Source organism: Brevibacillus sp. MS2.2 (genome assembly GCF_013284345.1).
In the GTDB taxonomy this organism is placed as follows: Bacteria; Bacillota; Bacilli; order Brevibacillales; family Brevibacillaceae; genus Brevibacillus; species Brevibacillus brevis_C.
On record NZ_JABSUZ010000051.1, the window covers coordinates 19,941 to 35,297 of the forward strand.

At 48.5% G+C, this 15,357-nt stretch carries 13 protein-coding genes; 10 read left to right on the forward strand and 3 right to left on the reverse strand.

Translation table 11 applies throughout. From position 1 onward, the window contains the following. Positions 1-31 precede the first annotated feature (31 nt). Entirely contained in the window at positions 32-1,201 is a 1,170-nt protein-coding gene (gene nagA, locus HP568_RS27540; protein ID WP_173630767.1) for an N-acetylglucosamine-6-phosphate deacetylase, read from the forward strand. A gap of 424 nt (positions 1,202-1,625) precedes the next feature. Here nagA and HP568_RS27545 read toward each other — a convergent pair whose 3' ends face one another. Next, a complete protein-coding gene (locus HP568_RS27545; RefSeq protein WP_173630768.1) occupies positions 1,626-3,479 on the reverse strand; it encodes an SgrR family transcriptional regulator in 1,854 nt (617 codons plus the stop codon). A 148-nt stretch (positions 3,480-3,627) separates the two neighbouring features. On the opposite strand from HP568_RS27545, the gene HP568_RS27550 reads away from it, so the two are divergent. Then, a complete protein-coding gene (locus tag HP568_RS27550; RefSeq protein WP_173630771.1) occupies positions 3,628-4,848 on the forward strand; it encodes an MDR family MFS transporter in 1,221 nt (406 codons plus the stop codon). A 36-nt stretch (positions 4,849-4,884) separates the two neighbouring features. Here the strand turns inward: HP568_RS27550 and HP568_RS27555 are convergent, their stop codons facing one another. Further along, complete coding sequence (locus HP568_RS27555; RefSeq protein ID WP_048034258.1) at positions 4,885-5,256, reverse strand: VOC family protein; 372 nt, start codon at positions 5,254-5,256, stop codon at positions 4,885-4,887. Between the two features lie 98 nt (positions 5,257-5,354). On the opposite strand from HP568_RS27555, the gene HP568_RS27560 reads away from it, so the two are divergent. Then, positions 5,355-6,281 (forward strand): serine/threonine protein kinase, encoded by a 927-nt coding sequence (locus HP568_RS27560; protein WP_173630769.1) that lies wholly within the window; start codon positions 5,355-5,357, stop codon positions 6,279-6,281. Here HP568_RS27560 and HP568_RS27565 read toward each other — a convergent pair. Continuing rightward, positions 6,262-8,301: a VWA domain-containing protein gene (locus HP568_RS27565; RefSeq protein ID WP_173630770.1), complete on the reverse strand. Its 2,040-nt coding sequence runs from the start codon at positions 8,299-8,301 to the stop codon at positions 6,262-6,264. The two genes, HP568_RS27560 and HP568_RS27565, sit on opposite strands and share 20 nt — an antisense overlap. 550 nt (positions 8,302-8,851) lie before the next feature. Between HP568_RS27565 and HP568_RS27570 the strand changes: the two genes are divergently transcribed. The 7 genes from HP568_RS27570 to HP568_RS27600 form a co-directional block, all read left to right on the forward strand. Further along, positions 8,852-11,020: a hypothetical protein gene (locus HP568_RS27570; RefSeq protein WP_048035930.1), complete on the forward strand. Its 2,169-nt coding sequence runs from the start codon at positions 8,852-8,854 to the stop codon at positions 11,018-11,020. A 150-nt stretch (positions 11,021-11,170) separates the two neighbouring features. Beyond that, a complete protein-coding gene (locus tag HP568_RS27575) occupies positions 11,171-11,596 on the forward strand; it encodes a hypothetical protein (RefSeq protein WP_007728098.1) in 426 nt (141 codons plus the stop codon). Between the two features lie 102 nt (positions 11,597-11,698). Beyond that, a complete protein-coding gene (locus tag HP568_RS27580) occupies positions 11,699-12,151 on the forward strand; it encodes a J domain-containing protein (protein ID WP_048034255.1) in 453 nt (150 codons plus the stop codon). Positions 12,152-12,339: 188 nt separating this feature from the next. After that, a complete protein-coding gene (locus HP568_RS27585; RefSeq protein WP_048034254.1) occupies positions 12,340-12,894 on the forward strand; it encodes an FHA domain-containing protein in 555 nt (184 codons plus the stop codon). Between the two features lie 71 nt (positions 12,895-12,965). Further along, a complete protein-coding gene (locus tag HP568_RS27590; RefSeq protein WP_017252081.1) occupies positions 12,966-13,496 on the forward strand; it encodes an FHA domain-containing protein in 531 nt (176 codons plus the stop codon). A 5-nt stretch (positions 13,497-13,501) separates the two neighbouring features. Beyond that, complete coding sequence (locus HP568_RS27595) at positions 13,502-14,341, forward strand: PP2C family protein-serine/threonine phosphatase (protein WP_048034253.1); 840 nt, start codon at positions 13,502-13,504, stop codon at positions 14,339-14,341. 20 nt (positions 14,342-14,361) lie between these two features. Next, on the forward strand, positions 14,362-15,357 hold a 996-nt coding region (locus HP568_RS27600; RefSeq protein ID WP_375154947.1), incomplete at its 3' end, for a PP2C family protein-serine/threonine phosphatase.

Below are 15,357 nucleotides of genomic sequence, written 5' to 3' on the forward strand. Positions count from 1 at the left end.
GAAAGCCACGCGAAAGACGGAGGAAATCAAATTGAATCAGGAATACGCTCTCAAGGGTAACCTTGTCGCAGATGGACATGAATTGCATAATGGTCTCGTCGTCGTGGGAAATGGAACGATCTCCTATGCTGGCAAGGCTGATGCGTATGGAAAAGCTTTGCCAGATCATGTGATGACAGTAGAGGATGGCTGGATTTGCCCTGGCTTCGTCGATATGCACATGCATGGGATTGACGGATACGACACGATGGACGGGACACCGGAATCACTTCAGGCCATCTCGACTGCACTCGCGCGGCATGGAGTGACGTCGTTTTTGGCGACGACGATGACGGCTCCTTATGATCAATTAGAGAAGGTACTGGTAAACATCGCTCAGAACAGCAGGGAAGGGCTTCCGGGGGCACAAGCGATCGGCATCCATCTGGAAGGTCCGTGGATCAATCCTCGTTACAAGGGAGCGCAAAAAGAAGAAAACATCGCGATACCCAAGCTCGATGCAGTGCAAAAGCTCTACGGACTATCAGAAGGTCTGATCAAGGTCGTGACGATTGCGCCTGAACAACCGGAAGCACTTGAAGCGATTGCCTGGTTAAAAGAACGCGATGTCATCGTGTCTGCTGGACATACAGGCGCTACGTTCGCTCAGGCGACGGAAGCGGTGGATGCGGGCGTACGCCATTTTACCCATTGCTTCAATGCCATGACAGGGCTGCATCATCGGGAGCCGGGCGTAGTTGGCGCCGCGATGTATCATGAGCAGTTGAGCACAGAGCTGATCGCAGATGGCATCCATGTGCATCCAGCAGTCATGAAGATTTTGTATCGGGTCAAAACGGCAGAACGTCTCGCCCTCGTCAGCGATTCCATGCGTGCAGCCGCGATGGGTGAAGGGACGTACGACCTCGGTGGACAAGAGGTTCACGTTCAAGATAATCAGGCGAAGCTCGCTGATGGGACGCTTGCCGGAAGCATTTTGACGCTGAATCGGGCGGTCGACAATATGGTGACACTGAGTGGTGTCTCTTTGCCAGATGCAGTGGAAATGGCTTCCCTGACACCAGCAAGCATCCTTGGCATCGGCGAGCGAAAAGGACGTTTGGCGGCAGGGTATGATGCAGATATTACGGTATTGAATTCACAATTTGACGTGACCATGACGTTTGTTGCGGGTAAAGAAGTCTATCACCAGTCAAAATAGTTTCTAAATAAAAAAGCAGTCCAAGGCTCGCTCTTGGATTGCTTTTTTAGCATGAAAGAATAAAGATGTCCCCGGACGGCTGTGGTCGGGGCGAACCCCTGTCACATGTTTTCCAGTCGCCTGTAACCTCACTTCGTACGGGCGGTCTCCTTCCAAACATGTGACCGGACTTCCGTACAGCTTTCGTTTTCTTCCTGGTTTTACCCCATTTTTAGAGGTCAACTCAGGGATGCTTTCATAATCCTTCTAAGAATGGCTTCTAGCATCACCTTTTTTTACAAAAGCCGCGTGGGAAGAAGTGTATTTCCAGTCCAAGAGCCTCTGGAGCCCGCCATTTATTTCGGAGCGGCCAGTTATACCCACAGCAGGGCGGAGGCCGAAGCGTAAACTGGAAATGCACTTCTTCCCCCTCCACAGCTCCTTCTTACAACTGCTGGTGCAACGACTCCGGCTGAAACCAGATCTTATGAAAGTCCAGCCAGCCCGACGAATTGATCGACACGCCTCGTAGAGACTTGTGGAACGACGTAAGGGTCTTTTTCTGAACGAGATACAAAACAGCATAGTTTTCTTTAATCATGGCCTCAATCCTGGCGAGATGGTGCTCCCGCGCAAGCCTGTCTGGCTCCTGAAACGTCAGGCAAATCTCCTCGTTGATGGCAAAAGCCAACGATTCATCAAATGCGGGGAGAAAGTAATTTCTTTGCAAATACATCTCCAGCTCGCTAATTTGATCGCTGCTAAACACATTGCCGTACAACTGGCAGTCATGTTCGGGCAAACAGTCGCGATTCGAAAATTCCCATGGTTCTCTCACAGCGACTTCCAGATGAATGCCATACTCGCGGCATCGTTGTTGAATCCATAGCGCATCTTCTTCATGGTAGGCTGTGGTCACGAGACGCAATGTTTCTCCCTGATAGTTGCTTTCCTGTAGCAGGGACATGATTTCGGCATGGCAGGGCTGCTCGTTCTCTTTCGCTCTTACCTCCCTTAAAACAGGGTGATACGTGCGGAAGCCTTTTGCGGGATAGATGCGATCACCGCCCAAATCGGCAATCATTTGATCGCGATCAATCAGCTTATCAAGCGCCTGACGGAACTTGAAATGATTGTGTGGACCGCTCTCCCACTGGTTAAAAACAAGCAAATTACAGCACGAAAAAAACGCCTCCGTATCGCACCAGTCCTGACCATCCTGAATGACGGCTTCCTTCAATGCTAGTGCTTTCGACTGGACACCGTGCGACACCATTACAGACGCCCAATTTGGTTCTTTTAGGCACCCCATGTCCAACTCGGGAAAAATCAAAATTTCCACACGATCCAACTGCGGTCTCCCCAGAAAATGAGCAGGAAATGCTTCTAGAATACAGATCCCCTCGTTAAGTCGGACCAGCTGAAAGGGTCCTGTTCCAATTGGCTTTTCTCCAAAGCCTTTCTCATCCTGCCGAACGATTTCTTCTGGAACAATGCTTGCGGGTATCGTCGCCAACAGCCTCAGAAGCAAGTAATTGGGTTCTTTAAGCTGGATGCGCACAGTTCTGTTGTCAATGGCTATAAGCTGATCTATGTCACGAAACATCCAGCTTGCTTCATACGTGTCTGGATGCAAGCGAAGCCGATTCAGGGAAAAAACGACGTCATGAGCAGATAGTTCCCGTCCGTGATGAAACAGCACGTTCTTTTTCAAATAAAAGGTCCATGCTGTGGCATCTGGACTGCTTTCCCAAGAGTGGGCGATGGAAGGCAAAATCGAACGACTATTCAGATCGTAACGAACGAGCGTATTGAAAATTTGGCCCGCGAGATGTGCATCGAAGTGGTAATAAACCAGACCAGGGTCCAGCGTCACAATCCTGCGGTAAACGGGAAAGCGCAGGATATCTTGGGAACGGTTCGATACAGAGTCGCTGGAGAAGCCCATTCCTTCCGAGAGCCAATCCATGATCTGGTCTTTGACGGCTGTTTTGCCGTAGCGATTCATGAGGTCCATTGCTTCTTTGATGTCGCCCTTGTCTATTTGCAGCTTGACCTCGGCCAGAAGAATTTCATCGGAATCAGCATGAAGCGTTATGACCGAGACATTCCCTCGCCCGCGTCCCGCCTTCCATTCGACCCACCCCAACTCGACTAGCTTACGGACAATCAGCTTGGCGTAGCGAGGCGTACAGTGCCAAATCCCAGCCAGCTTTTCGATAGTGACATTGAATGGTTTCCCGATTTCTTCTTGATGAAAAAACGAACGAAGCTCTAAAAAATGCAGAACGGTAACCATGCAGGCCCTCATTTCTCAGATAAAAATGCATGCTCGAAAAGGTGATCGGATTCAATCAAATCGAACCCTTTTTCCCCTTTTTCTAGTTCCATATACTGAAGATAACACGAGAGATAACAAACGGGAATGGGAAAGAGAGATGGGGAGAATGAGATTTCATCCAGTGGCATGGGGAGTCATTATCGGAACATTTTTGTCACGCACAGGCTTTTTTATGACGCTGCCGTTTTTGGGCATTTATTTAGGAAAGGTAAAAGGAATTGATCCGGCGATCGTTGGCTCGATCCTCGCACTCAGCTTGCTGGTTGGGACGATTAGCAGCTTTGCTGGGGGAGCACTGTCTGACCGATTGGGCAGATATCCTGTGATGATTACTGCGATGGGAGCGTGGAGCATCGTCTTGATCGGGTATGTTTTTGCGACGGAGACGTGGATGTTCTTTGTTTTAAGTGCCTGTAACGGTCTTTTTCGAAACGTATTTGAGCCCACAGCACGCGCCCTGCTGGCGGATGTCACGTCGGATGATCAGCGGGCAGCGGCTTTTAACGCCAGGTATTTTGCGATCAACCTGGGCGGAGCAATCGGTCCATTAATCGGCTTGCAACTGGGTGCAGGGAGCACGTCCTTGCTACCGTTCCTCGTCACAGCCATCATTTTTGCTGTGTACGCAGTTGTGTTGGTGGTATTTATGGTCATGTTCAAGGAACAGTTGAAGAAGGACGCGGCTGCTGATCCGGTCACTATGAATCAGATGGCACGCATTGTTTTTACAGACAAAGTATTTCTTTACTTGTTGCTCGGGAATTTGTTCGTTGCTGGTGCCTACTCACATCTGGACACCACACTCTCGCAGTACATTGGGCATGATCGAATAGAGGCGTATTCCTTTTTATTTGTAGTGAATACCATCTCGGTTTTAGCACTTCAATATCCGCTCGCCAAGTTTATGAAGCGGTACTCATCGATGACCGCGTTGAAGGTGGGCTGTCTCTTGTTTGGATTAGGGCTGTTCGGTTTCGGGCTATTTACGAATTTGTTTTGGCTATCCGTGTCGATGGTGGTATTTACGATCGGCGAAATCTTGTGCTTTGTCGTCGGAGATATCCTGATCGGGGAGATCGCCCCCCAGCATTTACGTGGAGCGTATTACGGAGCCAGCGGTTTTGCCTTCCTGGGACAGAGTGTGTGTGCCTGGATCGGCGGGGTGTTGCTCCAGGTACTCGGCTTTGGACAAGGGCCGCTCATTTTCGCGATCCTTATGCTGTTGACCTTTATCGCGCTTCCGTTTTATCAACGCGGCCAATACTTATGGGAGCAGCGGCAACAGCAAAGAAAAAGCTGTGAGAAATCTTCCCAAGTTATGATTTGAATAGGGTGCGATCTCTTGTTTTCCATATCCAACTGACTAGTTGTTCTTTTGAATGACGCCCCACATGTTTCCGCTCGGGTCAAAAAACTTGAGCACCCATCCGAAGCCATCGTTTTGGTAGTGGGTAATCGAGACTTCATGGGCCTGCAAATAATCATGGAGTGCATGCACATCGGAAGTGGTGTACAAAAAGACAGGCATGGGTTGATGATCAACGGTAAAGGTTGTGGACGTCTCTTCATCCGTTTCCCATATCATCAAGGTGGGTCCGGCAGACAGGGCAAGAAAAGCGGAAGTACGATACCGCGCCTGTAAGGAAAAGCCAAGGTGATTGCAGTACCAGACAATGGCCTCTTCCAAATTTTTCACGGGAACTTGTACGTGAAACAACGATTCCAAATGTGCCATGATCAATCATTCCCCTCTCCATCCTTTTTCTTTATATTGCCATAATCCCCCATCTTTCGTTATCATTTTTTGAGAGGAAAGATAGGGGAGGCCATGACATGGGACAGGTAGAACGGGAAAGAGGTCTGAAAAAAGGCACGATCCTGCAAAAAGCTTATCGGATCAAAAAGATCATTTCCACAAGTGAGCTGTCGAATGTGTATGTGGTCTACCATATGAAAAGCAAGCGGACACTCATTCTCAAAGAGTTTTTCCCTCAAGCATTGGCGATGCGAGATTTGGATCACGTGAAGGTCATTTGTCGCAGACCATCGTTAAAAACCAAATTCGACATGCTGCTAGACGGCTTTTGGCAAGAGGCGTCTCTACACAAAGAACTGAATCATGAAAATATCATCGGATACATCGACCATTTTGCCGAAAATGGCACAGGTTATCTCGTCGTGGACTATTGCAAAGGGAAGACGCTGGATGCGTATGTATTAGCACAAGCAGAGCTTGATCTGGGAGCATTTTTGCATCAGACGGTACTTCCGATATTTGACGGATTAGACTATTTGCACAAAAAAGGCATCATTCATCGCGATATCAAGCCCAAAAACATCCTGGTTACCGAAGCTGGCCAGCCTGTGCTGATTGATTTTGGCTCGGCGATTTATTTTGTGAGTGATGAACCCAAGCCGATTGTGACGACAGAAGGGTATTCACCGCTTGAGTTTTACTCGGGTCAATCCAAGCAAGGAGTCATCTCGGATATTTACAGCCTGGCTGCCACGCTGTATTACTGCCTGACCAAAGAGCGTCCCGTTGATGTGGCGGCAAGAGTCATTGAGGATCGCTTGCCATCGCTTCGAACGATAAACCCTGGGGTTCCGCTGCTGCTGGCGAATGTCATCATGTGGGGATTGGCTGTCGACTCGAAAAAAAGATGCCCCACACTCAAGCTGTTTGCGGCAGCAATTCGTGCAGAGCATCTGATTTGGAAAGGAAAGACGCGCTTCTCTCTTAGGAAGCTTCCTCATTAGACGATTTCTTAAAGCGAATTTCGATCTCCGTCATCCGATCCTCGAAGGTCACATACACCTTGTCATTGTATTGGAGGACGAGCTTTTTATGTCGGGGCATGGTTTCCTTGCCCCGCTCAACTGTGCAGTGACTATGGTTGACCAAGAGCAACGTCTGATTTTTTCCAGGCTGGAAGTAAATCTTCTGCGCTTCGGGTAAATGCTCATTCACATCCAAACTGGTGAACAACTCCTGCAATGTGATCCGTTGTTTCTTGCCGAAGGAGGCGAGAGGCCAAAACTTGACTGGTATGTCGCGACCGCTTGCCGTGTGCAGGAAATACCCTTCCAGACGACCTACAAAGGCTGGTTTAGGACGTGTAAGCAGGTAAACACCGTAGCCGATCGCTGCTACGAGCAACACAATTATGCCGATGGTGATGTAGCGATCCCATACCGAATGCACGGTAATGACGAGCGGGCCTGTGACGCTTGCTCCTTCCGCATCCGTGGCGGTAATGGTGATTTCTGATGTGCCGCTTTTCTCTGGTGACAGCTTCAGAGCCGCGTCTTGGATCGTAGCGACAAATCGTTCGTCTGGATCAGCGGTGACAATGGTATAGGTCAGCTTGTCGTTATTGGCATCTGTGAAGAACGAACCCAAATCGATAGCCTGCTCGCCGTTTTCCTTCTCGATCGTCAAGGTATTGACCGAGGCAGCAACTGGCGCGATATTCGTCATATCAAAAACGCTCGAAGCCGTCTCGCGATAAAAGTCCGGGCCGTTCATAAATATTTTCCACTCGTACTTGCCCGTGTGAGGGAAGACGTAGTCGACCGTAAAGCTATCACCAAGATTCTTCATCGGGACCTTTTCTTCTTTTTTTCCCGCGAGATCGTTTACGATCAGTTCTGCTTGCATGGATGCGTACACATCCTTGTCATCCAGTCGTTTGCCCCCTTCCAGATGGTGGAGATAGGTAGTAAACGTAGCAGGATTCCCCTTGATAACAGGTTCAGGCTTGACCTCTACACCCGCCATCAAGCTGTAATTCCCCAGTAAATTGATTTTCACCAAATCCCCGGGTTTGCCTCTAAATTTAACGAGATAGTTCCCCTTCTTCGGCTTTTCGATTTTCATCAGCGAATATTTTTTCGATTTCATAAAATGGACATTTTGCGATTGATAGTACACTTGCGATTCCAGCAGCGGATTGTTGGACAACAGGATGATGTTCGCTTCCTGCATACTGGAGTTAGGAATGGTCACGGTCACTTCCTGCAAACCACCGGTAGCTGTCATCGCTGCCACCGACACGAGCTGCGATTGAATATGCTTGGCAAAAATCTGATTGAAGATTTCGGGCAGGTCATCCGTACTTTGTGTGACAAAGGAAGTTCCGCCTGTTGCCTCTGCGATTTTTTTCAATTGATCCTTTTGGACGGAGCCATCGCTATTGAGGCCAATCGTATAGATCGGATAGCCTTGCGCTTTTGCTTTCGAGATAGCTGTTTCCGCATCCTTGTTGGATGCTGCCACACTCCTGCCACCCGCATTTTGCCGCAAATCTGTTCCTCCGTCTGAGAGAAGGATCAAAAATGGCTTGCGAGCCGGGTCCTTTGCTTTTTCTATCATCTCTGCCCCTCTGCGCAAACCGAGCCCCAAATCCGAATACCCGGAGTAACGCAACCCTTGAATGGTTCGCTTGAGCTGTTCCCGATTTCTTGCTTCGGCCATGCTTGCTGGAGACTGAGCTTGTACAATCCGATCATTATAGGCGACAAAGCCAATGCGGGTACGGGTGGCTTCGCTCATATCAATGAACATACTCATGACCTCTGCGGCTGTTTTGCCGGGGTCCGTTTTGTTCATGGAATTACTCGTATCAACGACAAAGACCGCGTCTACTCCCGCATCTGCTGTTCCATTTGCCCCCGCAGCAAGAGGGGCGGACAAGAAGAGCATGGGGAGGAGCAGTCCGATGACCACCATTCGAAAAAGTGGCGGCAGAGAGAGGGCTGACTGACGATTTTTGTACATACATTCACCTTTTTTCTGAAAAAAATTTTAAAAAGTTCATGACTTACTAAAATGGGACGATTTACCTATAAATGTTTGTTCGTATAAAAGATCGGTTTCCTATTGCCGATGTATATAAAAGTTAATAACACCCATTTTTGTAAATATGAGGTGAATGCATAATACTCCCCAGCGGCAACTAGGGAGAATCATCTATCAGTCCTTGTGCTTCTTTTCTAGTAAGAGAGGGGACAAGGCGAGGCTTAACCCTTCTTTTCCGAAGACCTAGGAAAGGAGACTCGGTGTCTTCAGCATAAAACGGGAATCCAAGAAAAGGAAGATTTGTGGAATAAAATGGGTCTAAATACTGAGAGTGGTCACATAGGTATAGGAAATTTGTCACAATCGGCGGAATGTTGACAAATAATGCGGGCAAAGTTTAATTTAGAGGCAAGATTTTTTGTTTGTTTTTGGTATAAATGTCACGATTTGTATCCTTATTCGTGAAGTAGGACTCATCATTTATCAAGTAGGACTAAGTGGTTATGCAGACAACAGAAAGGGGCCATTTATGGACATTATTAACCAGACCAACCGAACCATGCTGTTCGAAGAGATCAACCCGGAAAAATTGGACCTCATCACCATTGTTGGAGATGTAAAAGGCATCGACAGTCTCAGCGATGACAAAATCAAGGAGATCAACGAGCATCTCCTCGTGCGCAGCTTTGATGAGTTTTTGGACAAGTTCTCCCCGAGTGTGTATTCGTTCTACAATGCAGCAAACCAAAAAGTGATGTACACCTTGAAAAAGCCTGATGGAATTGCAGAGGATGCGATTTCCGAGATCAAGATCGATCAGAGCAACGACTTCTTGAAAATGCTCTTTACCCTGATTGATACGAAGCGCAGCCAAGGAATCACCAATGTGGATTTCAAATTCGAGAATTTGCTCGATATGATTTCCCCGAAAAAAGTGATGGATGACATCCGTCAGGTGCGCAAAGAGATTCACTACTTGTACGGCCATTATGAAAAGCTCGATGATGGCGATCCGAAGAAGCTCGATCTCGGTGACAAGCTGAACACGATGTTCGAAGATGCCAGCAAAAACTACAACAACGTCATGGCAATGCTGCCGCTGGCGATTGAAGATATCAAAACACGCCTGCTCTTGGGCGGCGCACAAGAAGAGAACCAATCAGAAGCGATTCAGATCGGGATGCTGACGATTGGGGAAGACGGAGAACTGAAGATCATCGAGGCACCGAAGAGTGACAGCCGCGAGCTGATGGTTCTCGATGAAAACAGCGGAAACGGACTGATGAACGTTTTCGAAGAGGATTACGAGTCGATCACAGAGACACCATCCACCTATGTAAAAGATCTCGTGGTGCGCACCTTCTGCCCGCTGCCGACGGTACATACCGAAGTCAACATTGAGACAGAAGTACAGAACTACAATACGTATCTGGAGTTTTACAAAAACGCCAAGGACGACTTCGTAAAAACAGTGAAGCCTTTGGTTGAGAAGATTTTGGGCGTGAAGATGTTCTTCGATCAGTACGTGACCAAGAACAAAGGCATGCAGCCAGCGATGCTGATCACGAATACGAAGCTCGACATGCTCGTGAAGTCCAGCAACATTCCACGTCTGGAGACTTACCTGAACACGGTTAACGCGAAAAACGACTTCACGGATACAATCTGGTTCGGAATCGTTCCATCGGTTGATATGGATTCCGCCGGAAAAGCACAAGTGACTCGCGAGCGTTTCCGTGGGAACGAAAAAGTCGTCAAGCAGGACGGCAATACGATGGAATCGCTCACCATGCTGCTCCAAGTCGTCAAGGACTTCAAGGTACAAGTGTTCTTCAGCTTCAGTACAGGTGAAGAAACGACCTTCAACAGCATGGCGACAGCGGGCATTGATAAATACATCGACAAGTGCGGAATCCTGGTGCGCAAAGAATTCAGTGAATTCGCTATCCCGTGCATTCCGAACTTCACGATTATTCCGAAAGATAAATCAGGAGTTGTCATCGACAGCAGAATGCTGCAAACCGAAGACGGCGTGAAGCTGTCCCAGGAAAAAGAAGACATCCTGAAGCTGTGGATCGAGGGTGTTTATGTCGGTGCCAGCTATGTAGCTGCTGGTATCGTGGCAGCGTACCAGTGTCCAGAGTACTTGCGCGAGACCTTCAAAGTGGTTAGCCGCGAATATCCAGGTGTGCGCTTTGACATCGAAGCAGGTGAAAATGGACTCCGCGCTGTCACCACAATGGCCAAAGAAATCTCTGGCTTTACCAACAACATCAAAGACTCCATCAACCGTAAAAACTTTGGATTCGTCTTCTCTTCGGAAAATGCACAAATCCAAGGCAAAGATATCAAGCGCATTACAGTGTACAAGGCACGCAGCCTCGCCATGGCAGAGGACGGCTTTGATTCCATCTACAAAACACTGGTCAGCACCTATATCGAGCGGATTCTCCGCTTCCAGACGGGTGATTTCAAACACGACAACATCGTGAAGTTCTTCAGTAACAATCCGAGCAGCCAAAAAAGCAAATGGCTGGGCACACGCGGCTTCGTGAACTCCATCATTCACGATGGAGATGACATGAGCTACATCATCGATGACAAGAGCAATCTGTGCCATATCGATCTGGTGTTCAACGGCAATGTGAAAAACCTGGAGGTCACCATCACCAAAGGAACGACTCCGGTCAAAGCATAGCATTGATCCCCTGGAGAGCTGTTTATGAAACTTTTTGACACATTACGCAGGTGGTTAGAGGTGTGTTTCCCAAAACGCACCCTTACACATAAGCCTCGAAGCCAATCAGGTAATTCGAGAGCAAGATTTCATTCCAAGGAGGTTTTATTCATGGGTTTTCGACTCAAAGTAGAAGGTTCTGAAACAATTGAGCTGGGCATGGACAACATTCAGACAGTAAAGTACGACACTGACACGCCAGACGATTCCAACGCGCGTTCCACAGATGTGGGTGCAACACTGAAACTAACTGGCAAAATCATCACTGCAACAGATGGTGACAGTGCGGATGACACCATGAAGCTGGCTCTCTGGTCTTTGGTACCAGCAGAAAAAGCGGATTGCTACCGCAAAGTAACACTGGAAGTAATCGCTGCTGATCAAGTGATCCGCAAAATCTACTTCCCGAACGCATTCGTAGTGGATTACAACGAGAGCTTTGGTGATACCGAGGGTGTAGGAACATTCAGCATCTTCATCAAGCAAAAGAAAGACAAAACCGAACTCACCAAAATCGAAGGCGGCTACGCTGTTTAGGTTTTGCATGAAGTAAGGTAGGAAGAGCCGTATCTCGAAAGCCGTGTTCGAGGTACGGCTCTACAAAATAACCAAAATCATTGCCAGACAGAGGGTGCATGCATGAAAAATTATTACGAGATTCTGGGGCTAACCAAACAAGCTTCCACGAATGACATCAAAAAAGCATACCGTCAACTGGCAAAGCAGCATCATCCGGATGTCAATGCCGGGAGCAGTGAGTCAGAGCGAATCTTTAAAGAAATTACCGAGGCCTATCAGACATTGCAGGACCCTGCCTTGCGCGAGGCGTACGATGCGCGTTACGAAGCTTTTCAGCAGAAGAAGCAACAACAGACTAGTCATACAGGCAGCACAAAACAAGGGCAAAGCAAACAGCAAGCACAGACTGCAACGGGTGTGAACTTCGAAGATTTGGGGAGCACCTTCGAACGATTTTTTGGTTTTCATCCGAAGACAGGCGAGATTAATCCAAACACCATGAAATCCGAAAAGAAAAATCCACTGGATACGACGGATATGTTTGAACAGTTTTTCCGCATGAAGAAAAAATAAGAGGGAAAAATCGGGCTTGGATGACAGCTCTTTCATGACATAGAGGTAGTTGCAACCTGCTCCTGTCTTTGGATGGATGTCTATACATACACCATTCGTCCAAAGCTCGGAGCATTTTGCTTAAAAAGAGTTCAAAAAATCATCTTTTGATCACGAGCATACATAGGTAGTGGATTGGGGGTAAAGATGTGGCGAAGAAAAAAGGGTACCAAAAGTCCATCAGAGTGAAGCTCATAGAGCTGCTGATTTCCATTCTTGTGATTAGTGCACTCATTTATGTCTTTGGTTATACGGACAGCAACACTCTGAAAATTATTACGGGAATTGCCTTCGGACTCTTTTTGTTCGGGGTCATTATCGTCAAGTTCGGAAGCCCCGACGAACCGGAGCCAAAGAAAGAGGATGGCGTCACCAAACTGGTTCTGTTAGATGAAGAGGGAGAGAGCGTGAAGGAGTGGTTCATCCAAGGGGAGACATCCCTTTTGATCGGGAAAAGCTCCGCGCAAAACGAGGTCGACATCGACTTGGCCGACGCGGAATATGCCGCCTTGATCAGCAAGCAGCATGCGGTTCTGAATCAAGCGTCCGGAGACTGGTTCATCGAGGATATTCATTCCAAAAACGGCACAGGCATCAAGCAGCCGAACAAACGTGACAAGAGCAAGCTGGAGATTGAACAGCCGCATAAAGTGAAGGCTGGCGACATCATTTACATAGCCAATACCCGCTTGTTGTTGAAATAACAACGGGGTAAACATCACTTTTACACACATACATATCGTCCTTGCACGGAACGAAACGGGGGAGCAGAAGAATGAGTTTGACAAGATGCGCGAATGGTCACATGTTTAGCACCAGAAAACACGGAAGCACCTGCCCTTATTGCAGTATGGTCGTCGAGCCTGGGGCAAAACCGGACAACAAAGCACCAGCAAGAGTGGCGGACGACGATAAGACGATGCCGTACCTGGGGGAAACAGAAGGGATCGAACCTGTTACCGGATGGCTGGTATGCATTGAGGGGCCGCAACAAGGTCAAGATTACCGCATTATGGCGGAGAAGAACTTCATTGGTCGTGCAGAGGATATGCATATCCGAATCGTCGGAGACAACACGATCTCTCGTCGCAATCATGCGGTGATTGTCTACGATCCGAAAAAACGCAACTTTTACTTGCTCCCGGGCGATGCGTCGGGGCTTGCCTATCATAACAATGAAGCAGTGTATACACCAGTCGAGCTCACTGCGTACGATGTACTCCAGCTCGGAAAGAGTACCTTTATTTTCATCCCGCTGTGCGGTGTTCACTTCGAGTGGGACAACTCCAACAAAGGCAAGGAATGATGAGCATGTTTCAACAGGGCGCAATCCCGTATCTGGTCGTCCTTGGCGTGATCATTGCCATTACTCTTTTGTTTCGTCTACGTGCAGCCTTGATCCGGCAAGAAAAGAATCCCGTCATCCAGATCGGAAATGGACAGACGATCGGCAGACGAGAAGAACAGGATGATTACTTTTCGACAGCTACATCATCTCATGGGACGATTGCGGTCTTGGCTGATGGAATCAGTGGACTGGCTAACGGCAGACTTGCTTCAACGCTTGCCGTGACTACATTTATCCGCGAGTTTACAAAGCTGGACAACCCGAAGCATACATCCCTCTTCTTTTCACGGGCTGCTTCTCTTGCCAATTCGGAGATTTTGCAGGCACTGAGAGGAAGTCGGGGTGGGACAACACTGGTAGCTGGCGTAATCGTAGAGGACAAGCTGTATTGGGGAGCGGTTGGAGACAGTATCATTACCGTTTTCCGGAATGGAGAATTCATCCCGATCAATCAAAAAGACATTTATGAGTCGGTGCTGGAGGCGCGTTTTCTGTCCGGTGAGATTACGAAGGACGAGGCGTTGGAGCATCCACAGAAAAAACAGCTAATCAACTACTTGGGCTACGAGAGTTTTCAAAATATCGAAATTGGCCGTGAGCCGTTTCCTCTTGAGAAGGGAGACAAGGTCATTCTGTGTAGTGACGGTGTCTACGATACGTTAACCGAGATGGAGCTGGAGCAGATTTTGTTTCAAAATATCGCTGCCCATGACGCGGCTGACCAAATCATTGAAGCGGTGGAAAGCAAGCAAAAAGCCAATCAGGACAACGCAACCATTCTCATCCTGGAAAAAGGCTGGTAACGGGGGAGCGGGTAGTACGAATGAGAAAGGACAACAGTGAATTCATTACCGGGTTTCTATCCGAATCAGGCAGCTTCGTTCGCAACAAGGATTACTTTGCCTACGCCGAGCTGGATGATATCGCGTGCTGGGTAATCGCCCGCGGATTGGACAACGATCAGGAAGTAGAAAGCGCGGAGTTGGCGGCGAAAAGCGTTCTGGGCTACTTTTTGCAGAAGCCGTCCATTTCACGTTATCGCATTCGCCGCTATTTGCAGGAGGCCCATCGTGTCCTGCAAGCGGAGAGCCATCGCGTCAGACTAAAAGCGAGCTTGACCGTAATCGTAACGGACTATGCCAGAGTGAGGTACGGGGTCGCTGGTAACACTCGGATGTATCAGTTTCGCAATGGCCGATTGCAATGGCAGAGCAAGGATCAGAGTCTTGCCCAACAGATGGTGGATGGGGAGGAGATCGCAGAGGACACGCTTGATCAGCACGAGGAGCGACATAATCTCTTGAGCTATTTGGGGACACCCAATGAATTTCGTCCGTTTGTCTCCAAGAAGCTCCCGCTCTATGACGGTGATGTTTTTCTGCTTGCCACCCCTGGTCTGTGGGAGAAGGTGAATCCGGCCGAAATGCAGGACGGGCTTCAAGAGGCGACAGATCCTGAAACCTGGATCGATACGCTGGAGGACGTGCTTTTGAGCAAGCAAGAGCATGTCGTTCAAAACTACACGGCAGCCGCTATTTTTGCGAACAAAATTTTCAAGACAGACCCGCAAAAAAAATGGCGGATTATCAAACGGGTGGCACTCATCCTTCTCGTGCTTGCCTTGGCTGGAGGCGGAGCTCTGCTGTACAAGATGAAGGAAGCGGAGCGCATCGCGGATGCTGCGACAGGGATGTTCGAGCATGAAACAGCCGGAGACGCTTTCATTGCGGAGGGCGATTATCCGAAGGCACTTAAAGCGTACAGCGATGCCCGAAATGCCGCAAATATCGTGAAAAACAAAGTTCAGGCTGCTCTCTTG

Coding starts and splice junctions, on each gene's coding strand:
- HP568_RS27555 (WP_048034258.1), bottom strand. CDS start 5,256: ATGGCACATTTGGAATCGTTGTTTCACGTACAAGTTCCCGTGAAAAAT.
- HP568_RS27580 (WP_048034255.1), top strand. CDS start 11,699: ATGAAAAATTATTACGAGATTCTGGGGCTAACCAAACAAGCTTCCACG.
- HP568_RS27575 (WP_007728098.1), top strand. CDS start 11,171: ATGGGTTTTCGACTCAAAGTAGAAGGTTCTGAAACAATTGAGCTGGGC.
- HP568_RS27545 (WP_173630768.1), bottom strand. CDS start 3,479: ATGGTTACCGTTCTGCATTTTTTAGAGCTTCGTTCGTTTTTTCATCAA.
- HP568_RS27550 (WP_173630771.1), top strand. CDS start 3,628: ATGAGATTTCATCCAGTGGCATGGGGAGTCATTATCGGAACATTTTTG.
- HP568_RS27595 (WP_048034253.1), top strand. CDS start 13,502: ATGTTTCAACAGGGCGCAATCCCGTATCTGGTCGTCCTTGGCGTGATC.
- HP568_RS27565 (WP_173630770.1), bottom strand. CDS start 8,301: ATGTACAAAAATCGTCAGTCAGCCCTCTCTCTGCCGCCACTTTTTCGA.
- HP568_RS27590 (WP_017252081.1), top strand. CDS start 12,966: ATGAGTTTGACAAGATGCGCGAATGGTCACATGTTTAGCACCAGAAAA.
- HP568_RS27570 (WP_048035930.1), top strand. CDS start 8,852: ATGGACATTATTAACCAGACCAACCGAACCATGCTGTTCGAAGAGATC.
- HP568_RS27560 (WP_173630769.1), top strand. CDS start 5,355: ATGGGACAGGTAGAACGGGAAAGAGGTCTGAAAAAAGGCACGATCCTG.